The organism is Rudaea sp. 3F27F6 (assembly GCF_005503555.1).
Taxonomy (GTDB): domain Bacteria; phylum Pseudomonadota; class Gammaproteobacteria; order Xanthomonadales; family Rhodanobacteraceae; genus Rudaea.
The window spans coordinates 124,721-144,755 of record NZ_SCNG01000001.1 but is presented as its reverse complement, the minus strand read 5'-3'; the positions used below and the strand labels follow the sequence as shown (position 1 = coordinate 144,755).

General features: G+C 64.1%; 21 protein-coding genes. 10 read left to right on the top strand and 11 right to left on the bottom strand.

The window, feature by feature from the left end:
• Positions 1-57: 57 nt before the first annotated feature.
• The 5 genes from phoU to pstS all read right to left on the bottom strand — a co-directional run bounded on the left by phoU (position 58) and on the right by pstS (position 4,730).
• Positions 58-768, bottom strand: a complete 711-nt coding sequence (phoU, locus tag FFS30_RS00610) for a phosphate signaling complex protein PhoU (protein ID WP_137911178.1) — start codon at positions 766-768, stop codon at positions 58-60.
• 128 nt (positions 769-896) lie between these two features.
• Complete coding sequence (gene pstB, locus FFS30_RS00605; RefSeq protein ID WP_249352254.1) at positions 897-1,640, bottom strand: phosphate ABC transporter ATP-binding protein PstB; 744 nt, start codon at positions 1,638-1,640, stop codon at positions 897-899.
• A 97-nt stretch (positions 1,641-1,737) separates the two neighbouring features.
• Positions 1,738-2,646 (bottom strand): phosphate ABC transporter permease PstA, encoded by a 909-nt coding sequence (gene pstA, locus FFS30_RS00600; RefSeq protein ID WP_137911176.1) that lies wholly within the window; start codon positions 2,644-2,646, stop codon positions 1,738-1,740.
• Positions 2,643-3,626, bottom strand: coding sequence for a phosphate ABC transporter permease subunit PstC (gene pstC / locus FFS30_RS00595; protein ID WP_137911175.1), 984 nt, complete (start codon positions 3,624-3,626; stop codon positions 2,643-2,645). The genes pstA and pstC overlap by 4 nt, the downstream gene beginning before the upstream one ends.
• Positions 3,627-3,707: 81 nt before the next feature.
• Positions 3,708-4,730, bottom strand: a complete 1,023-nt coding sequence (gene pstS, locus FFS30_RS00590) for a phosphate ABC transporter substrate-binding protein PstS (protein ID WP_137911174.1) — start codon at positions 4,728-4,730, stop codon at positions 3,708-3,710.
• Positions 4,731-5,005: 275 nt separating this feature from the next.
• Between pstS and FFS30_RS00585 the strand changes: the two genes are divergently transcribed.
• Together FFS30_RS00585 and FFS30_RS00580 are read left to right on the top strand one after the other, a co-directional pair.
• A complete protein-coding gene (locus FFS30_RS00585; RefSeq protein ID WP_137911173.1) occupies positions 5,006-5,635 on the top strand; it encodes a pit accessory protein in 630 nt (209 codons plus the stop codon).
• Positions 5,636-5,765: 130 nt separating this feature from the next.
• On the top strand, positions 5,766-6,896 hold the full coding sequence (locus FFS30_RS00580; protein ID WP_171014346.1) for an inorganic phosphate transporter: 1,131 nt from the start codon (positions 5,766-5,768) through the stop codon (positions 6,894-6,896).
• A gap of 43 nt (positions 6,897-6,939) precedes the next feature.
• Here the strand turns inward: FFS30_RS00580 and FFS30_RS00575 are convergent, their stop codons facing one another.
• On the bottom strand, positions 6,940-7,308 hold the full coding sequence (locus tag FFS30_RS00575; protein ID WP_137911172.1) for a hypothetical protein: 369 nt from the start codon (positions 7,306-7,308) through the stop codon (positions 6,940-6,942).
• 209 nt (positions 7,309-7,517) lie between these two features.
• On the opposite strand from FFS30_RS00575, the gene FFS30_RS00570 reads away from it, so the two are divergent.
• Together FFS30_RS00570 and FFS30_RS00565 are read left to right on the top strand one after the other, a co-directional pair.
• Positions 7,518-8,678 carry a histidine kinase gene (locus FFS30_RS00570; protein ID WP_249352097.1) on the top strand — a complete coding sequence of 387 codons (1,161 nt, stop codon included), beginning with the start codon at positions 7,518-7,520 and terminating at the stop codon, positions 8,676-8,678.
• A gap of 1 nt (position 8,679) precedes the next feature.
• Entirely contained in the window at positions 8,680-9,462 is a 783-nt protein-coding gene (locus FFS30_RS00565; RefSeq protein ID WP_137911170.1) for a LytTR family DNA-binding domain-containing protein, read from the top strand.
• Between the two features lie 12 nt (positions 9,463-9,474).
• On the opposite strand, the gene FFS30_RS00560 is transcribed toward FFS30_RS00565, so the two are convergent.
• Positions 9,475-9,882 carry a YbjN domain-containing protein gene (locus FFS30_RS00560; protein WP_137911169.1) on the bottom strand — a complete coding sequence of 136 codons (408 nt, stop codon included), beginning with the start codon at positions 9,880-9,882 and terminating at the stop codon, positions 9,475-9,477.
• A gap of 58 nt (positions 9,883-9,940) precedes the next feature.
• On the opposite strand from FFS30_RS00560, the gene FFS30_RS00555 reads away from it, so the two are divergent.
• The 4 genes from FFS30_RS00555 to FFS30_RS24050 all read left to right on the top strand — a co-directional run bounded on the left by FFS30_RS00555 (position 9,941) and on the right by FFS30_RS24050 (position 12,005).
• The gene (locus FFS30_RS00555) at positions 9,941-10,318 is read left to right on the top strand and encodes an MGMT family protein (RefSeq protein ID WP_137911168.1); all 378 of its coding nucleotides are present in this window, start codon (positions 9,941-9,943) and stop codon (positions 10,316-10,318) included.
• Between the two features lie 26 nt (positions 10,319-10,344).
• Positions 10,345-10,971, top strand: coding sequence for a rhomboid family intramembrane serine protease (locus FFS30_RS00550; protein ID WP_137911167.1), 627 nt, complete (start codon positions 10,345-10,347; stop codon positions 10,969-10,971).
• Positions 10,972-11,170: 199 nt separating this feature from the next.
• Complete coding sequence (locus FFS30_RS00545; protein ID WP_137911166.1) at positions 11,171-11,464, top strand: LysM peptidoglycan-binding domain-containing protein; 294 nt, start codon at positions 11,171-11,173, stop codon at positions 11,462-11,464.
• Positions 11,465-11,513: 49 nt separating this feature from the next.
• Positions 11,514-12,005, top strand: coding sequence for a hypothetical protein (locus FFS30_RS24050; protein ID WP_212742378.1), 492 nt, complete (start codon positions 11,514-11,516; stop codon positions 12,003-12,005).
• A 217-nt stretch (positions 12,006-12,222) separates the two neighbouring features.
• On the opposite strand, the gene FFS30_RS00535 is transcribed toward FFS30_RS24050, so the two are convergent.
• The 4 genes from FFS30_RS00535 to FFS30_RS00520 form a co-directional block, all read right to left on the bottom strand.
• Complete coding sequence (locus FFS30_RS00535) at positions 12,223-13,725, bottom strand: amino acid permease (RefSeq protein ID WP_137911165.1); 1,503 nt, start codon at positions 13,723-13,725, stop codon at positions 12,223-12,225.
• A complete protein-coding gene (locus FFS30_RS00530) occupies positions 13,722-14,360 on the bottom strand; it encodes an FMN-binding negative transcriptional regulator (protein WP_171014345.1) in 639 nt (212 codons plus the stop codon). Before FFS30_RS00530 ends, FFS30_RS00535 begins: the two co-directional genes overlap by 4 nt.
• A complete protein-coding gene (locus tag FFS30_RS00525) occupies positions 14,360-15,457 on the bottom strand; it encodes a PepSY-associated TM helix domain-containing protein (protein ID WP_137911163.1) in 1,098 nt (365 codons plus the stop codon). Before FFS30_RS00525 ends, FFS30_RS00530 begins: the two co-directional genes overlap by 1 nt.
• 184 nt (positions 15,458-15,641) lie before the next feature.
• Positions 15,642-16,439: a helix-turn-helix transcriptional regulator gene (locus FFS30_RS00520; RefSeq protein WP_137911162.1), complete on the bottom strand. Its 798-nt coding sequence runs from the start codon at positions 16,437-16,439 to the stop codon at positions 15,642-15,644.
• Between the two features lie 172 nt (positions 16,440-16,611).
• Between FFS30_RS00520 and FFS30_RS00515 the strand changes: the two genes are divergently transcribed.
• Positions 16,612-17,583: an alpha/beta hydrolase fold domain-containing protein gene (locus FFS30_RS00515; protein WP_137911161.1), complete on the top strand. Its 972-nt coding sequence runs from the start codon at positions 16,612-16,614 to the stop codon at positions 17,581-17,583.
• Positions 17,584-17,893: 310 nt separating this feature from the next.
• A complete protein-coding gene (locus tag FFS30_RS00510) occupies positions 17,894-20,032 on the top strand; it encodes a TonB-dependent siderophore receptor (protein WP_171014344.1) in 2,139 nt (712 codons plus the stop codon).
• Positions 20,033-20,035: the final 3 nt, after the last annotated feature.

Here is a 20,035-nt window from a genome sequence, read left to right as displayed (position 1 = left end):
CGGCCGGCTTGCCGCCGGCCGCATGAAAGACGCGTGTCGGGGTGAATGACGTCCCGCTCAGGCTTCCGCTTCGACCTGGTCGAGGCTGGTCTTGTCGCCTTTCGGTCGCGGCGCATCGAGGATATTGCCGGTGACGAGGTAATAGATTGACTCGGCGATGTTGGTGACGTGGTCGCCGATGCGCTCGACGTTCTTGGCGATGAACATCAGATGCGCGCCAATCGCGACGTGCTGCGGATCGGCCTTCATGTAGTCGATGAGGCGGCGCGAGATGCCGGTATAGGTGTCGTCGATCTGCTCGTCGCAGGCCCAGACCGTGATCGCCTTTTCCTGATTGCGCTCGGTGAACGCGGTGACGACGTCGGCGAGCTGCTTCTTCGCCAGTTCGCCGAGTTCGCCGATCTCGACCAACCATTGCTCGGGCGAGTGCGAATTCAGTGCGATCACGCGCTTGCAGATGTTCGCCGAGAAATCGCTGATGCGTTCGAGTTCGACGACGATGCGCAAGGTCGAGATCACTTCGCGGAAGTCGCGCGCGATCGGCTGGCGCAGTGCGAGCACACGGATCGCACGCGATTCGATGTCGCGCTCGAGCGCGTCGACGTCGATGTCGTCGCGGATCACCATCGCCGCGTCCTCGACGTCGCGCGTGCGCAATGCGTTCATCGTCGTCGCGAACTGACTCTGGGTCAGCTCGCCCATGCGCGCGATTGCGGCATTGAGCTGGGAGAGTTCGTCGTCGAAACTTTTTACGATGTGTTCGGACATGGCAGAGGCCGGGATTCGGGATTGGAGATTGGGGATTCGGAAGAGCGAGGGTACGGCAGTTTCGGGCGGAGCCGGAAAGGAGGGGCGATTTTTACCAATCCCCAATCCCGAATCTCCAATCCCCGCTCTTAGCCGTAGCGTCCCGTGATGTAGTCTTCGGTCATTTTCTTTGTCGGGTTCTCGAAGATCGTCGTCGTGTCGCCGAACTCGATCAGCTCGCCCAAGTACATGAAGGCGGTGTAGTCGGACACGCGCGACGCCTGCTGCATATTGTGGGTGACGATCGCGATTGTGTAGCGCTCTTTCAATTCCTCGACGAGCTGCTCGATCTTGCCGGTGGCGATCGGGTCGAGCGCCGAAGTCGGCTCGTCCAGCAGGATCACTTCGGGCTTGAGCGCGACCGCGCGCGCGATGCATAGGCGCTGCTGCTGGCCGCCGGAGAGGCCGAGCGCGCTCTGGTTGAGCTTCGCCTTCACTTCGTCCCACAGCGCGCCTTGGCGCAGCGCTTCCTCGACGCGCACGTCCATGTCCGCCTTCGACAGTTTTTCGTAGTGGCGGATCGCGTAGGCGACGTTGTCGTAGATCGACATCGGAAACGGCACCGGCTTCTGGAACACCATGCCGACCTTGCTGCGCAGGCGGTTCAGCGGGTACTTCGGATCGAGGATGTTGTCGCCGTCGAGCAGCACCTTGCCCTTGGCTTCGAGCCGCGGATAGATCGAATAGATGCGGTTGAAGATGCGCAGCAGCGTGCTCTTGCCGCAACCCGACGGGCCGATCAGCGCGGTGACCTTGCGCTCGGCGATGTCGAGGCTGACGTTCTTCAGCGCGTGGTACTTGTCGTAGTAGAAGTCGAGGCCCTGCGCCGACATTTTCGGCGGTGCGGCCGTCGCGCCGGTTTTCGCATCGGCGCCGGGCGGCGGCGTGACGAGCGTGACACTGCTCGTGGTCGCCAGCGGAATATTCGGATTAGTCATTGGACACCTTGTTGCGCAGAAGTATGGCGCGCGAGAGGAGGCTTAGGGCGAGCACGAACAGCGTGACGATCAGCGCGCCGGCCCAGGCCAGCGATTTCCAGCCGGCATCCGCACTCATCGCGAACTTGTAGATCACCACCGGTATCGAGGCCATCGGCTGGCCCACGTTCGTGCTCCAGAACTGGTTGTCGAACGCGGTGAACAACAGCGGCGCGGTTTCGCCCGAGATGCGCGCGAGGGCGAGCAGCACGCCGGTGACGATGCCGGGCAGGGCGGCGCGGTAGAGAACTTGCATCGTTACCTTCCACTGCGGCACACCGAGCGAAAGGCCGGCTTCGCGCATCGCGCTCGGCACGAGTTTGAGCATTTCGTCGGTCGTGCGCACGACCACAGGCAGCACGATCAGGGCGAGCGCGAGCGAACCGGAGAACGCGGAGTAGTGGCCGACCTGCTTGACCACGACCGTGTAGACGAACATGCCGAGCACGATCGACGGCGCCGACAGCAGAATGTCGTTGAAGAAGCGGATCGCTTCGCCGAGGCGCGACTTCTTCGCGTACTCGGCGAGATAGGTGCCCGCGGCGATGCCGATCGGCGCGCCGATCAGGATCGCAAGCAGGCAGATCATCGCGCTGCCGGCGAAGGCATTGAGCAGGCCGCCTTCGTCGCCCGGTGGCGGCGTCATCATCGTGAATAGCTTGCCGTTGAGCGCGGAGATGCCGGTATAGAACGTCGTCCACAGAATCCAGGCGAGCCAGAACAGGCCGAAGCCGGTCGAAGCCGTGGCGAAGATCAGGCCGATGCCGTTGTAGATGCGGCGGCGGAAATACAGGCGGTCGGCGAACGCGGCGCGTTTGTCCGCTTCGATGCGGCTGTCGGTCTGGGCGGGCTGAGTGTTCATGCCTTGCCCTCACGTTTTTCCATCTGGCGCAGCATCAGTTTGGCGATCGCGAGCACGATGAAGGTGACGACGAAGAGAAGGAAGGCGAGTGCGATCAGCGACGAGCGGAAGATTTCCGAGTCGGCTTCGGCGAACTCGTTGGCGATCGTCGCCGCGATCGAGTTGCCCGGTTCGAGCAGTGACAGCGACAGGCGATGCACGTTGCCGAGCACGAAGGTGACCGCCATCGTCTCGCCGAGCGCGCGGCCGAGGCCGAGGAAGACGCCGCCGATCACCGCGGTGCGCGTGTACGGCAGGACGATGTCCCAGGCCACTTCCCAGGTCGTCGAACCGAGCGCGTAGGCGGATTCCTTGAGCCGCGTCGGCACAGTGAGGAACACTTCGCGCATCACCGAGGAAATGAATGGGATGACCATGATTGCGAGCACGATGCCCGCGGTCAGCATGCCGAGTCCGAGCGGCGGGCCTCTGAACAGTGCGCCGATGATGGGCCAGTTGCCGACGTGGTCGTTGAGCCAGGGGATGACGTAGCGGCCCATGATCGGCACGAAGACGAACAGGCCCCACATGCCGTAAATGATCGACGGAATGCCCGCGAGCAGCTCGATCGCCGAGCCGACCGGGGTACGCAGCCAGTTCGGCGCGATTTCCGTGAGATAGAGCGCGATGCCGAAGCTGATCGGCACCGCGATGAGAAGAGCGATGGCCGCGGTGACGAGCGTGCCGTAGACCGGCGCGAGCGCGCCGAACTGCTTGCCGACCGTGTCCCATTCGCTGGAGACGAGAAACTTGAAGCCGAAGGTGGCGAACGCCTCGCGTCCGCCCCAGAGCGTGGTCAGCGCGACGCCGGCGAGAGTGATCAGGACGAAGATGCCGGCGCTGGCAACGATGCGGCGGAAGGTACGATCGGCGAAGCCGTCGCGGCGTGCGCGCTGCTCGTCGGTTTTCGCAATGGCTAGAGATTCGGCGCTGGCGGCCATGATCGATTCCGTAAACTTCCTGCCGCGGAGAAAAAAGAAACGCCCCTCTCCAAGTACGAGCGAGAGGGGCGGGGAGGGAGATTACAGTTTGACTTCCGCCTTCCAGTACGCCTCGATCTGCTGGACCAGCGCGGCCGGCAGCGGCACGTAGTCGAGCGCTTCGGCCTGCTTGCCGCCTTCGGTGTAGGCGTACTTGAAGAAGTCGACCACGGCCTTCGAGCGCGCGGCGTCCTTCGGCGTCTTGTAGACCAGGGCGAACGCGGTCGCGGTGATCGGCCAGGAGTCGTCGCCCGGAGCGTTGGTGATCACGAGCTGGAAGTCCTTCGCGCTCTTCCAGTCAGCGTGCGAAGCGGCCGCGGCGAAGCTGGCGAGATTCGGCGTGATGAACTTGCCGGCCGAGTTCTGCAGCTGCGTGTAGGCCATCTTGTTCTGCAGCGCGTAGGCGAGTTCGACGTAGCCGACCGAGCCGTTGATCTGCTGCACGTAAGCGGCGACGCCCGCGTTGCCCTTGCCGCCGACGCCGACCGGCCACTGCACCGTGGTGCCTTCGCCGATCTTTTCCTTCCACTCGGTGCTGACCTTGGACAGATAGTTGGTGTAGTTGAACGTCGTGCCCGAACCGTCCGAGCGGTAGACGGCCTGGATCGCCACGTCCGGCAGCTTCACGCCGGGGTTGTTGGCGGCGAGCGCCGGGTCGTTCCACTTCTTGATCTTGCCGAGATAGATGTCGCCGAGCTGGGCGCCGGTGAGCTTCACGTCGCCGGCCTTGATGCCTTCGATGTTGACCACCGGCACGACGCCGCCGATCACGATCGGGAACTGGCCGAGGCCCGCCGCCGAGAGTTCTTCCGGCGAGAGCGGCTTGTCGGACGCGCCGAAGTCGATCGTCGCGGCCTTGATCTGGGCGATACCGGCGCCGGAACCGCCGCCGCCGTAGTTGATGTGGCTGCCGGACTTGTCGGCGTAGCTGGCCGACCACTTGGTGATGATCGGCTGGACGAAGGTCGAGCCGGCGCCGGTGATGTCGACGGCCTGGGCCGAGCCCGCGAACAGCGTGGCGGCGACGGCGAAAGCCGTCAGCGAATGACGAATGCGATGGAACATGGAAACCTCCGTAGGTGGAAAGCAGGCGGAGGCGCGGACGACGTACCCCGCGCCGCTCCGTATTTCGCCTGCGCAGGCTACGCGTGGATTTTGAAAGTTTTATGACAGCGGCGCCGGCCGGGCGCGCAAGCCCGGTGGACCGCGCCGCACGGCCGTTTCGGCCGGGGCGGTCGCGGCCATAAATCGCGGCCCGACAACGACATAGCCGGCTTTGATTCGTTTTTTGTAACAAAACGGTAAACTTGCCGCCCTCCATCCCCGTGCGAAGGCCGTCTATGTTCTCCCTGCAAACCATCTTCGGCAAAGGCGACAAGTTCTACGGCCTGCTCGAGGCGAGCGCGGACGCGGCGCGGCAGAGCGCGCGCGCGCTGATCGCGCTGTCCAAGCAGAAGACGCCGAATCCCTCGCTCGACGAGTTCCGCCTCGCGCGCCGGCGCGAGAAGCAGGTGTTCAACGACATCAGCGCCGAGCTGGTCAACACCTTTGTCACCGCGCTGGAGCGCGAAGACATCGAAGCGCTCGCCGCGGCGCTGTACAAGATCCCGAAAACGGTGGAGAAATTCGCCGAACGCTACGCGATCTTTGCCGGCCAGCTTATGGACGTCGATTTCGCCTCGCGCGCGGTCATGCTGGAAAAAGGCTGCGACGTCATCGCCGAAATGGTCGGCCAGCTGCGCAAGGGCATGCCGCTCGACAAGATGAAGGAATTGAACGACCGCATGCAGGCGATCGAAGGCGAGGCCGACCGCCTGATCCTCGATCTCTACCGCGACCTGTTCACCAAGGAGCAGGACGCCGCGCGCCTGCTCCTGCGCAAAGACCTGTTCGAGATGCTCGAGAAGGCGATCGACCGCTGCCGCGACGCGGGCAATGTGATTTATGCGATTGCGCTGAAAAACTCGTGAGACGCGAAGACGTGAGCGGGGAAGCGGTGAGCGGTGAGCGGAAGGAGCCACGGCTCCGCCAGATCACTGCGTTGCTTCTGCTCGTCCCGCTCACCGCTCACCGTTCACCGCTCACATCGGAAGTTGCAACGTGACCCTGACCCTCGTCCTCGCCGTCATCCTCGTCGCCCTGATCTTCGAGTACATCAACGGCTTCCACGACACTGCCAACTCGATCGCGACCGTAGTCGCGACCAAGGTGTTGAGCCCGGGCCAGGCCGTGCTGCTCGCCGCGGCGACGAACCTGATCGGCGCGCTCTGGGGCACGGCGGTGGCGAAGACCATTTCCTCGGGCCTCGTCGATGCCAGCGTCGTCGCGATCACGCCGGAACTGCTGATTTGCGCCCTGCTCGGCGCGACGATCTGGGATCTCATCACCTGGTGGTGGGGCCTGCCGTCGAGTTCTTCGCACGCCTTGGTCGGCGGTCTCTGCGGCGCCGCGCTGGCGGGCGCGCACAACAACTGGCATGCGCTGATCTGGAATCAGGCCGGAGTGCACTGGTGGGACGGCAAGGGCCTCTGGCCGAAAGTGATTCTGCCCATGATCACTTCGCCGCTTGCCGGCTTCATTCTCGGTATCGTCGTGATGGGCCTGCTGTTCGCGCTGATCTCGTGGCTCGGCTCGCGCGCAAGCTCGCATCTGAATCAGTTTGGCAAGCCGCGCTTCGTCAACGCCTTCTTCGGCAAGGCGCAGATTCTTTCGGCCAGTGCGATGGGTCTTTCGCACGGCATGAACGATGCGCAGAAGACCATGGGCATCATCGCCCTGGCGCTCGCCGGAGCGACAAGCGCGGGCTCGCTCGATCAGTTGCCCTCGTTCCTGCACTTCCTGCGCGTCGAGCAGGATGCGGCGAAGTCGTTCGAGATCGCGCTGTGGATCAAGATCGTCTGCGCGCTGACCATGGCGGCGGGCACCGCGGCCGGCGGCTGGCGCATCATCAAGACGCTCGGGCACAAGATGGTCAAGCTGCATCCGATCAACGGCTTCGCCGCGGAGACCAGTTCGGCTGCAGTGATCATCGCGGCATCGACGGTCGGCATTCCGGTATCGACCACGCACAACATCTCGGCGGCGATCATGGGCGTCGGCGTGGCCAAGAACCCGAACGCGATCAAGTGGACCGTGGTCGAGCGCATGGTCTGGGCCTGGCTGCTGACGATCCCGGTGTCCGGCGCGATCGCCTACGTACTCGTGCGCGCCGTCGAAGCCCTGTTCGGCTAGAGCGGCCGCTCGCGGCCCAGGCCGGATGTACTGAAACCGCTTCTTACGGCATCGAAGCGATCACCGTCTGCGCCTGTCCGCGCAGATATTGGCCGGTGTGGTAGCTGCGGTATTTGCACACGTCGAAGTTTCTCTGGATCAGCACGCGGCCGTTGCTGAACTCGGTGCGCAAGTCGCGCAGGCAGCCGGTGTCGCCGTCGTCGCGGATCGCGAGCGTGGCCGACTCGCCGCCGCCCTGCAGCGGCGAGTCGCCGAGCTGCATGGGACGGAAACGGTTGCTGCCGATCGGCGCGACCGAGAACGAGACGATGCTGTTCTTCGCTGTGTTGACGAGGTCGAGATAGTGAGTCGCTCCTGCGGCGCACGCGTTGGTCGCGGCGAGCAGCAGGGCAATCAGGCAGACGCTGCGCATGGGAATCTCCGTAAGTTCGATCGGGAACCGGGGCACAGCCATCGCCGATGCCTTGGGAGGAGTCGAGAACGTCGACTGCGCCCCGGTTTGTGCGCATCCTCGGCGCCCTCGCGCGACCGCGCCAGCGTTTCGGGACGAATCGTCGTGACGCGGGGACGAATCGCGATCCAGTGCAACCAATCTTCCTAGGCCGCCATCTCATGCGTACGATGAGCGCCGACACCCTCGACCTGGAAGTGCCCGTGGCGGAAACCCGCTTGGACATCAGCGCGTTTGCTCTGCGTGGCGCCATCTATATCGGCGCCTGGCTGATCGTCGTCTATCTGTTCGCCCTGGTCAGCTTCATGTCCGACTGGTTCTTGTACGGGCCGGTGTACGACTGGGCGGACTACCTGCGCTGGACGTCGATCCAATGGGGCACGCTCGCGGTTCTGCTGCCGGCGACGCTGTGGCTCATGCCCGACGAGGCGATCGAGCCGCCGCATCGCTGGCGCCTGCTCTGGGCGAACTTCGGCGTCAGCCTCGTCTTTGCCCTGTCGGCGGTAACGCTCGGCGCGGTGCTCACCCACTTCATCGTGCCGGGCCGGCCGGAAGTGAGATATCAGCTCTCGCAGTTCCTGACCAAACACGCGGCGACCGATTTTCTCGCCTACTGGGTGCTGGTCGGTGTGCGTCAGGCGCTGCATTTCTATCGCGAGCGCATTCGCCGCGAAATCCAGGCGAGTCGTTTGCAGGCGCAGCTCGCCCAGTCGCGCCTGCTCGTGCTCAAGATGCAACTGCATCCGCATTTCGTGTTCAATACTCTGCACGCGGCCGCGACCTTGACGCGCGAGGATGCCGCCGCCGCCGAAGACATGCTGCTGCGCCTCGCCGAACTGCTGCGCACCTATCTCGATGACGACCGCCAGGAAATCACCCTGAGCGAAGAGCTCGAACTGCTCGATCTCTATCTCGGCATCCAGCGCGTGCGCTTCCGCGACCGTCTGACCAGCCGGGTCAACGTCGATCCCGAATTGTTGCAGTGCGCCGTGCCGAGCCTGGTCCTGCAGCCGATCGTAGAGAACGCGATCGCCCACGGCATCGGCAAGAACGTCGGCGAGGACTGCGTCGAAGTCGATTGCTACCGCGTGGCCAAGAGCCTGTGCATCGACGTGCGCAATCGCAACAGTATGCTCGACGCTGCGCCCGACGATCTGTTCCGCCGCGGCATCGGCCTGTCCAATTCGCGCCTGCGGCTCAAGGAACTGTACGCCAACGAGGGCCATATCGAACTCGACGCGCTGAAGCCGCGCGGTGCGATCTGCCGCATCCGCATGCCGATGAAGCAGCTCGAAGATCACGCCACGAAATCCGGCGCGAAGGCGGCATAGCATGGGCAGAATCCGCACCCTCGTCGTCGACGACGAACCGATCGCGCGCCTCGCCATCGTGCGCCTGCTCAACGAGGACCCTGATTTCGAACTGCTCGGCGAATGCGGCGACGGCGCGAGCGCGCTCAAGCAGATCCGCAAACTCGTGCCCGACCTAGTCTTCCTCGACATCCAGATGCCGGCGATGTCGGGCATCGACGTCGCCGCTCAGGTCGGCATGGAGCGGTTGCCGGCCACGGTCTTCGTCACCGCCTACGAGCGCTACGCGGTGCGCGCGTTCGAAGCGAACGCGGTCGACTATCTGGTCAAACCGTTCAGCCGCGAGCGCTTCCTGCACACGATGCAGCGCGCCAAGCGGCGCCTCGCGTCGAGCGACTCGGCGCTCGAACAGGCGGCGTCCGCGCAGGTGCTGCGCGCGCTCAACGAACTGCGCCGCGAACAGGATTACATTGAACGCATCCCGGTACCGGTCGACGAGCATCTGGTCTTCGTCGATGTCGGCCAGATCGACTGGATCGAGGCGAACCGCAACGTCGCGCGCCTGCACGTCGGTCGTCAGGTCTACGAACTGCGCGAGACGATGACGGCGCTCGAAGCGCGGCTAAACCCGAAGCACTTCGCGCGCGTGCACCGCTCGGCGATCGTCAACCTCGGCCGCGTCGCCGCGATCCATCCGTGGTTCAACGGCTATCACATGCTCGTGCTGAGCACGGGCCAGGAACTGCGCATGAGCCGCTATCAGCACGAGGCCTTCCTCAAACTCACCGGCCGCCGCGCCGATTGAGCCGCGCCGGAATCAGAGCGCGTCGCTACCCTGCGAGATCGCCTGTTCGAGCTTGTCGCCGAGCGGGCCGAGTTCGGCGACGAGGCGATCGAGTTCCTTCGGGTCGAGCAGTTCGTAGGGGCGGTTCTCGCACAGGTGCAGATAGGGCGAGCCGTCGAGGTCGCTGACTGCGAGATAGCCGAGGCGCTGCTCCCAGTTGAAGCGCAGACAGCGGCGCGCGTCCATGCCGGTGAGCGGCCCGAGCGGCGTCGATACGCGCAGATAGGAGCGGCCTTCCTCGTCATTGAGCTCGGCGAGGTACAGGCCCTGATGGCGCTGGCCTTGTTCGAGCGCGACGTCGAAGCAGATCAGATACGGATCATTGATGCGCAGCGGATGCTTGGCGGCGACGTAGGCGCGGATTTCCTCGAACGATTGCATGAATCTCTCCCATAGACTGGGGCGTATGCTAACGTGCCGCGCCGGTGAAGTGGAGCGTATGAAGAAAGCCAAGCCTGCAGCGAAGAAGACCGACGACGACGGTATCAAGCCCGAACATGCCGCGATCGAACGCACGATCCGCGCGATTCCGCCGGGCCGCGTCGCGAGTTACGGCGAGATCGCCAAGCGCGCGGGCCTGCCGCGCCATGCGCGCCTGGTCGGACGCGTGCTCGGCGACGCCGGAGCGGACGCGAAACTGCCCTGGCATCGCGTGCTGCGCGCGGACGGCCGCTTCGCCTTCAAGCCCGGCAGCCGCGCCTTCCGCGAACAGCGTGCGCGCCTGATCGGCGAAGGCGTCGTGGTCAAGGCCGGCCGCGTCGATCTTGCATTGTTCGGCTGGCAGCGCAATCTCGATGCGGAAATCTGGCGCTTCTGAATCCGACAGGACGATCGTAGACACCGATGCAGAATATCCCTCCCATTACCCGCGCACTGCTGATCGCGAATATCGCGATCTATCTTCTGCAGCAGATCGCCAACAATTTCCTGATCCACTATTTCGCCCTGTGGCCGATCGACGGTGCGCAGTTGCCCGATGGCAGCATGCTGCAGGCCTTCGAGCCGTGGCAATTGGTCAGCTACGGATTCCTGCACGGCAGCTTCCCCCACATCGCTTTTAATATGCTCGCGCTGTGGATGTTCGGCGGCCCGGTCGAGCAGGCGCTCGGTTCGCGCCGATATACGTTCTTCTACTTCGTCTGCGTGATCGGCGCAGCGCTTGCGCAGCTCGCGACCATCCATTTCTTCAAGCCCGGCGATTTTTATCCGACGCTCGGTGCCTCGGGCGGGGTGTTCGGACTCTTGCTCGCTTACGCGATGATCTATCCGAGCGCGCGCATCATCATGATCTTCTTCCCGGTACCGATTCCGGCACCGATCGCGGTCGTCGGATATATGGCCGTGGAACTTGTGCTCGGCGTCACCGGCACGCAGGAAGGCGTCGCCCATTTCGCCCATCTCGGCGGTGCCGCGGCAGGTTTTCTGCTGCTGCGCTACTGGCGTGCGCAGGCCATGCGCCGACGCGGATAACGACGCAGGAAACCCTCGCCCGCTGCGTCCGCGCAGCGCGTCTGCAAGCCATTTGTTAGGTAATCGTTAGACTTCGCGCAAGACGGTTTTTTGCCGGACGCAACGCATGCGCCTGCAGAAAAAAACGTGTATGGTGCGGGGGCGTAGGGTCTCGCGACCCTTGTCGCATTTTCCAACCAGGGCAGGAGGAACATCGATCATGAGCAACGATCCGAAAGCAGATTTTTCCGACGTGCAAAGCGACTTCAAGGTCACCTCGACGCCGGCTCCGGCGACGGCATCGACGGACGCTCCGGCACCGGCCAGCCAGACCTATACGGTCGTCGGCGGCGACAGCTTGTCGAAGATCGCCAAGCACTTTTACGGCGACGCCAATCAGTGGAAGAAAATCTTCGACGCCAACACCGACAAGATCAAGAATCCCGACCTGATCCATCCGGGGCAGGTTCTGACGATTCCCGCCGCGCCCGCTTCGGGCAAGACGACGGCCTGATCGCACCGCATGCGCGGCAAACTTTGAGTCCATACCACAGAGGGCAACTATGAACAAACTCAGCAAACGCATTCCGTTGACGATCGTACTGGCCGGCGCCGTCGCTCTGGCCGCCTGCAGCAAGCCGGCTCCGCCGCCGGCACCCGCGCCCGCTCCGGCACCTGCTCCGGCTGCGCCTGCGCCTGCGCCGACTCCGCCGCCGGCTCCGGCCGCCCCGGCCCAGGTCAACGCGGTCCTGCTCGGCAATGCGGTCGGCGCGGACGGCAAGATCAGCACGCCGGTCGGCACCTTCGGCCCCAAGGACACGATCTACGCTTCGGTCGCGGTGACGACCACGGTGCCGAACATTGCGCTCGGCCTGCGCTGGAAGTTCCAGGACGGCCAGACCATCGCCGACAACGCGAAGACGGTCGCCGAGCCGGGCATCAGCAATGTCGACGACAAGCTGACCAAGGCCTCGGGCTGGCCGGTCGGCAACTACACGCTTGAAGTGACCTCGGACGGCAAGACGCTGTCGACGACGTCGTTCCAGGTCAAGTAAGTTGCCTGATACGCAGCTAGCGCGCGAAATGCGGAGTCGGCTCGTTCGATAGCGCGGCAGCGTTTCGTGTAGAGAATGGAAGCCCCCTGGCATACAGGGGGCTTTTTTTTGGTTATTCGGATTCTGTAGACGTCGGTCGGCTTGGCACTAAGTCCGACGCGAAAAACTGAGTTTGATTCCGATCCATGATCGACACTGGACCCTTGGCCTAAAGCATCTAGGCGCGGCGTTGAGCGCGATTCATTCCGTAGAAAACATATATAAGCGCGCCGAGGCAGGCATAACTGCCGAGAATGGCGGCGGGCAGCAGGTTGCCGCGACGGGCCATTGCCACGATGTCCAGCACGACCGGCAGGATCATCGCGATGCAGAGAACGATCGCGGCCGTCGGGATGTAACCGATCCAGATGCGCCCGATATGGAAGCCGCCGAGAGGCACACGGAAAGGGCGCGGAATGTCCGGTCGCGTCGTACGCAGCCACATCAGGCTCAACGCGACGATGACGAAGGCGAGCGCGGTACCGATGCTAACGAAGTCGCCGAGGATCGACAGCGGAAACAACGCGGCGAGTACAGCGGAAATCGCGCAGACCAGAAGGCAGCCGATCCATGGCGTGCGAAAGCGCGGGCTCAGCCGCGCGAACGCCGAAGGCAGCAGACCGTCTTGCGCCATCGCGTAGCAGATCCGCGAATGGCCGTAGCCGTTGACGAGGAGCACGGAGGCGAGTCCGGTCAGCGCGCCGATCTTGATCAGCACGGCAAAGCCGGGATGGCCGATGCGATCGACCGCGACCGCGATCGGATCGGGCACGCCGAGTTCGCGGAACGGGACGATGCCGGTGAGCACCGCGGCGACGATGATATAGATGATCGTGCTCACGCCGAGCGCGCCGAGGATGCCGATCGGCATCGCGCGCTGCGGGTCTTTCGTTTCCCCGGCGGCAGTCGATACGGTTTCGAAGCCGAGGTAGGCGAAGAAGAGGATGGACGAGGCGCGCAGCACGCCTTGCCAGCCGTAGGTGAAACCGCCTTCGTTGGCCGGCACGAACGGCGACCAGTGATGCACGTCGACGGAGCCGATGCCGATCGCGACGAACGCCGCGAGCACGGCGATCTTGATCGCAACGAGCACCGCGTTTACCCAGGCCGACTTCGACACACCGACGATAAGAATCGCAGCAATGCCGGCCAATGCCCCGGCGGCGATAAGATTGACTCCGCCGCTGGCGTGAAAACCGATATGCCCGTCGACGACCGACGATTGCAGCAACGAGGTCGAAATCACCGCGGGCAAATGGACGCCGAAATCACCGAGCAGGCTGGCGAAATAGCCGGCGAAGCCGACCGCGAGCAACGAACCGGCCAAACCGTACTCGAGCATCAGCAGCCAGCCGAGGGTCCATGCGTACACCTCGCCCATCGCGGCATAGCAGTACGTATACGACGAACCCGCCGCAGGCACCGCGGCGGCGAGTTCGGCATAGCACAGCGCGGTCAGCGCGCAGGCCAGCCCGGCGATAAGGAACGACAGCATCACGCCGGGCCCGGCGTAACTCGCCGCGGCCGGCCCGATCATCACGTAGATGCCCGCGCCGACGATGCAGCCGATGCCGAGCAGGACGAGCTGCAGCGGTCCGAGCACTTTGCGCATGCCGTTCTCGCGCGTCTGCTGCTGCAGCGTTTCGATCGATTTGCGCGTGAACAGACGCGAAGCGGTCATGCGGGCGCGTTCCCGGTGCGATGCGCGTTGAACAGTTGCATCATCGCGACGAGTTCCTCGCTGCCGTTCTCGTTGTGCAGGCCGGCGAGGATTTCCGGATAGACGTCGTCACGCTCGTCCTGGCCGAGCTTGAACTTGGCTTCGATGTTCGTCACGGTCGCGCGGAAGGCGATGATGCGCGAAGCCAGCAGCGCATAGCGCGCGCCCATGTCGTCGACGCGCCAGGCGCGCTCACGTTCCGCTTCCATCGCGTCGACGAGATCGCGCACCACGCGCTCCAGGTTCGCCGCATCGTCGAGAAAATCGATGCGTACGGAGAAGTTGGCGTAGGCATAGTTCCAGGTCGGCGCCTGGGTGCGGTCTTCGAACCACGACGGTGAAACGTAGCCGTGCGCGCCGAGGAACAGCAGCGTCGCCTGCGCATCGGCGCGCAACGCGGCGACCTGCGGATTGGCGCGCGCCATGTGCCCGGTCAGGCTCGCGATGCGTCCGTCGGCATGGTGTTCGATGCGCATCGGCAGCGGCGTGGAATGCATGCGGCCATCGCCGGGCGAAACGAGCAAGGCCAGCGGATGCCGGTTGACCAAATCGGCCACGTCCGCATCGCTGCGTGGGGTGAAACGTCCTGCGCTCATCATGCCTCCGCCGTTCGGGTTCGCGGCCGTTGTGCCGCGCGTGCTTTGCGTCGCGTCCACCACAGCATGGCGCCGAGCGTGCCCATCGCGGTCAGCCAGAGGCCGACGCAGAGCACGACGATGCGGCCGCCAAGGCCGAAGAATTCGCCGGTGTGGATCGAATAGAACGAGTTGTATATTTTTGCGTTGAGCGGCAACTCGGCCGCGGGCATGTCGAGCAGTACGCGCCCGTCGTGTGCATCGACGAGCACCGAGGTCCAGCCGAACACGCGCCGCGAGTCGCCTTCCTGACGCAGACGAATGCGGTACCAGGGATGATCCGGCGCGGGCATTTCGATCAGTGCGATCGGCGCGCCGGGGTAGTGGATGAGTGCGGTCGACAGCGCATCGCCGAACGCGATCGTGGGCGGTAGTGAGTTGGTCTGTTTCGGCGGCTCGGGCCGCTGCACGCCCATCCAGTCGTCGACCGGATATTCCTGCAATACGCCGGTGGCGACGACCGCGATCGCGAATACCGCGAAGGCCAAGCCCAGGGCGCGATGCCACTTGTACAGGTTTGCCGGCAGCGAGCCGGTCGCGGAGGGCAGGAGAACACGACGCCACGCTTGCCCTTTCTTCGGCCACGCGATGACCAGTCCGGCGATGAGATTCGACAACAGCAGTAAACCGCTGATGCCCATGAACCACATGCCGCGCTGGCCGGCGAACAAACTTTCATGGAAATCCAGCGCGGTCTGGAACAGGCCCGGCGCGGGATAGTCGTGATCGCGCGGACGATCGGCGACCGGGCGGCCTTCGCCATCCACGCGGAGTACGCGCGTGCGCCCGTCGGGTGCTTCGAACAGCAGGTCGAAGCGATTCTTCGATCCTTCGCTGGCGAGAATGAAAGTGAGTTGCGACGGGGCGCGCTCCGCTGCGATCCGTGTCACTGCGGCGCCGAGTACCGCCGGCGCGAGCGGCCGGTCGGGGCCGGCCAGGAAAGCGTCATCGAGCTCGCCGCGAAAGACGAGCAGCGTGCCCGTCACCGTCTGCAGCAGCCAGAGCAGGCCGAAGGTGAGGCTCAGGTATTTGTGCGCGATGCGCAGGAAAGACGCCATTTCCTCGAGGCCTTCGTCGGTGGAACCTTCGGACTGTGGCCTAATTTCGCGGCAAAGGCGACGTGAAGCCTTTTGTCTGGGGACTTTCGCTATTGCGAACGGGCCATTTTGGCCGCTGCGGCCGTTCGTGGCGTCGTTGCGCGGGCGGTACGTCTGCGAATGCGAACCTTGGCGACGAAGACGTTCAGTCGACGTGCGCGGCCGCTGCCGACTCGGCGACGACGTAATGCGTCGGCGATACGCCGAACGTGCGGCGGAACATCGCGGCGAACGCGCTCGGGCTGTTGTAACCGACGTCGAGCGCCGCCGAGGTAACCGAATGGCCCGTGGCGATGCGCGACAGCGCATCCATCAGGCGGACCTGCTGGCGCCAGGTGGCGAAACTCATGCCGGTTTCGCGGCGGAAGGCGCGTGTAAAGGTGCGCCGGCCCATCGCCGCCGCGTCCGCCCACACGTCGAGCGCATCGTGCTGCGCCGGATCGGCAAGGATGGTGCTGCACACGCGCGCGAGGCGCTTGTTGATCGGCATCGGCACGTACAGCGGAATGCGCCGGGCCACGCGGATCTCGTCGAGAATCAGCGCCATGATGCGCGCTTCGCGGCCTTCCAGTGCGTACTCGATGGGCAGGTCGGCGGCGGTGAGGATCAGCTCGCGCAGCAGATTCGACACTTCGAACACCTGGCAGGCCTTGGGCAGGTCCGGCGCTGCATCGGGCGAAACGTACAGCGTGCGGATCTGCACGCGATCGCGGCAGCGGACTTCGTGCGCGACGCCGGGCGGAATCCAGATCGCACGCTGCGGCGGGGCGACGTAGCTCGCGTCGTCCGTGGTCAGGATCGTCACGCCGCTGATCGCGTAGACGAGCTGAGCCCTCACGTGGGAGTGCTTGGGATCGTGGAAGCCGGAAGGATAGTCGTCCGTCAGCACCGCGATCGGGCGCGGTACGTACTGATAGTCGATGCTTCTCTTGCTGCGCTGCATGTGGCCCACGCGAGACGACAAACGATCCCCTTTCGACAGCGCGATTCCCGGCGCGGACTAAATTGACAGGCGCCGGGTGAGGGCGCGATTCGATTCTAAGCATAGAACCGAAGGTCACGCAATCGTCACAAAACCGCTTGGGAGTATCGATGTATACAAAGGAACATCAGGCATGAGCGCGGACGTGGCTGTTCACGATCCGCTCGATCCGCAGATCCGCCGCTTCGTCGCGGCGCTGGCGCAGGCATGGGCGCAGCATCCCGAGGTGGAATCGCTGCCCGTCGCCGAAAAGCGCCGCATCGCCGAAATCGTGCGCACGCCCTGGCGTCAGGGTGGGCCTGCGATGGCGGCGACACAGGAGATACATTTGCCCACGCGCCACGGCGACGTTCGCGTACGCGTGCACCGGCCCACGGAGAGCAAGACGTCGCAGCCTGCGCTGATCTATCTGCACGGCGGCGGCTGGACCATGTTCAGCTTGGACACGCACGACCGCGTCATGCGCGAGTTCGCCGCGCGGGCGGGTGCGGTCGTCGTCGGCATCGACTATGCACTGTCGCCGGAAGCGAAATTTCCCCTCGCGCTGGAACAGATAGTCGATGTCGTTCGCACCCTGCATGCGCAGGCCGGCACGCTCGGGCTCGACGCTGCGCGCCTGGCGATTGGCGGCGATTCGGCCGGGGCGAACCTGTCGGTCGCGACGAGCCTCGTGCTGCGCGATGCCTCCTCGTCGCCGTTGTTGCGCGGCATGCTGCTGATCTACGGCTGCTACACCGACGAGATCTCGAACGAAGCGGCTGAAGGCTTTGGTGCCGAAGGCAATCTGCTTACCGCCGCCGAGATGGCGGAGTTCTGGCACAACTATCTCGTCCGTCCCGGCGATGCGCTCGATCCGCTCGCGGCGCCGCTGCGCGCCGGGCTCGCCGGCTTGCCGCCCGCGTTCCTGATCGGCGCGCAGTGCGACGTGTTGGCCGAGCAGAGTAGGGCGCTTGCGGCGAAGCTGCGCAGTTCCGTAGTGAATACCGATTTCGTCGAGTATCCCGGCGCGACGCACAGTTTTCTCGAAGCCGTATCCATCGCGGATGTTGCCGATCGGGCGATCGCCGACGGCGCGGCATGGTTGCGCACGATGTTTCGCCGATAGCCGTGAACGCGCAGCGCTGAGGCGCGTCCGGCTTGGATGTCTATTTGATAATAATTATCATTTGCCAAATATGCGCTAACGACGACACCGCCTGCGATGGCCCGAACGCGACGATGAAAGTCCCTGCCACGTAGGCGCCCTCCAGGCAAGAAGACGAGAGTGATCGTGACGGAGCAGCATCGCAAGTTCGGACAGACGCGGAGAGGATCGTCCGTTCATTGTTTTCACCATGTCCTTAGGGGGACTTATGACCGCCCGTGAATCCACTCTCCCGCATCGCCCCTGCCGACGTCGCCCGCTGCACATTGCCGTGTCGCTCGCGCTGAGCGTCGTTGCTGCCGTTGCCCATTCGGCACCGGCCGACCCGGCCGCGGATGAGCCGCAGAAGAAAGAAACGACGCAGCTCGAAGGCATCGTCGTCTCCGCGCCCGACTATGTGCCGAAAGAAACCAATGGCGCGGCCAAGTCGAACGTGCCGCTGATCGAGACGCCGCAGTCGGTGACGGTGATCACGCGCGACCAGATCGACCTGCTCGACTGGCAGAATCTCAGTCAGGTCGTGCGCTACACCGCGGGCATCATCGGCGAGAATTACGGCCCCGATCCGCGCTACGACTGGCTCACTTTGCGCGGTTTCTATCCGCCCGAATACATCGACGGCCTGCAGGCACCGATCGGCTCGGTGAGCAATGTCGGCGTCGATCTTTACGGCTTCCAGAACGTCGAAGTGCTCAAGGGTCCGTCGTCGACGCTGTACGGCCTGTCGCCTCCGGGCGGCATCGTCAACTTGACCAGCCGCCGCCCCGAAGCGCAGTTCAGCGGCGAAGTGCAGGCGCAGTACGGCAGCTATGCGAACACGCAGCTCGCCGCCGATTTCACCGGGCCGCTCGATGCGGACGGTCGCTTCCTCGGCCGCATTACCGCGCTCTGGTTCGACAAGGGCACGCAGGCGCACGGCGTCGACACCGATCGCTACTACGTCGCGCCCGCGCTGACCTGGGTGATTTCTCCCGAAACGAACCTGACCTGGCTCAGCTATTTCCAGCACGACGACGTCTACGGCGACGGCGGCGGCTTCCTGCCGATCCAGGGCGTCGCCGCGCCGAATCCGCTCGGCCGCGTGCCGACCAGCACCAATCTCGGCGAGCCCAACTACAACCATTTCGACCGCGATCAATACGGCGTCGGCTACGACTTCAACCACAAGTTCAACGACGACTGGCGCTTCGAGCAGAACCTCAAGTACTTCTCGTCCGACGTGAAGATCCTGCAGGTCTACGGCGCGGGCCTTGCGACGAATCCCGACGGTTCGATCAACTACGGTCTCGTCAACCGCAACAATTTTCCGTTCAACGAGAACGTCAAATCGTTCAACGTTGATTCGCGTGTCGAAGGCAAATTCGACACGGGCGCAGCGAAACACAACCTGCTCGTCGGCATCGACTACCGTCGGTATACGGATAACTCGGAATTCGGATTCGCCTACACCGGCCAACTCGGTCCGGACGGCAATCCCAGTCCGTATGCCGTTCCGCCTCTGAATCTGTTCAATCCCGTTTACGGCGCGCCGATCGTCACTCCGCCGCTTTCCCCGTACGTCAACGAAGTGCAGAAGCAGGCCGGCCTCTACGTGCAAGACCAGATCAAGATCGATCGCTGGGTGCTCACGCTCGGCGGCCGCGAGGACAACGTCACCACCACGAGTGCTGGCACGTCGTCGACCGAAAACAAGTTCACCTACCACGCCGGTCTCAACTATCTCTTCGACGGCGGCGTCGCACCGTACGTCTCCTATGCGACGTCGTTCCAGCCGACGCCGGGCGCCGACTTCAGCGGCAAACTGTTCAAGCCGACCGAAGGCAACCAAGTCGAAGCCGGTATCAAGTACCAGCCGGTGCTCGGGCCGGGCAAGAGTTTGCTGTTCACCGCGGCGGTTTACGATCTGACCCAGAAGAACGTATTGACGACCGATCCGGGGCATGCGTTCTTCAACGTGCAGACCGGCGAAGTCGAAGTCAAAGGCGTCGAACTTGAAGCGGTCGCGCGCTTCAACGAAACCTGGAGTTTCAACGCGGCCTACACCTATACCGACTCGGAAGTGACCAAGGCCAACGACGCGAGCCTCGGCAAGCAGCTTCTCCAGGTGCCCAAGCAAATGCTTTCGGGACTCGTCGACTACACCCAGCAGGAAGGATCTCTCGCCGGCCTCGGCGCCAGCCTCGGCATGCGCTACGTCGGCAAGAGCTACGGCGATTCGTTCAATCAGTTCCCCGCGCCGTCGGTGGTGCTGTGGGACGCGACCGTTCACTACAATCTGGACAAATGGGTGCTGCAGCTCAACGTCGCCAACCTGTTCGATCGCGAGTACCTGTCGCGCTGCTCGGACGCGACGGCCTGTTACTACGGCCTGCGCCGTGCGGCCAATTTCACCATCACGCGCAAGTTCTGACGT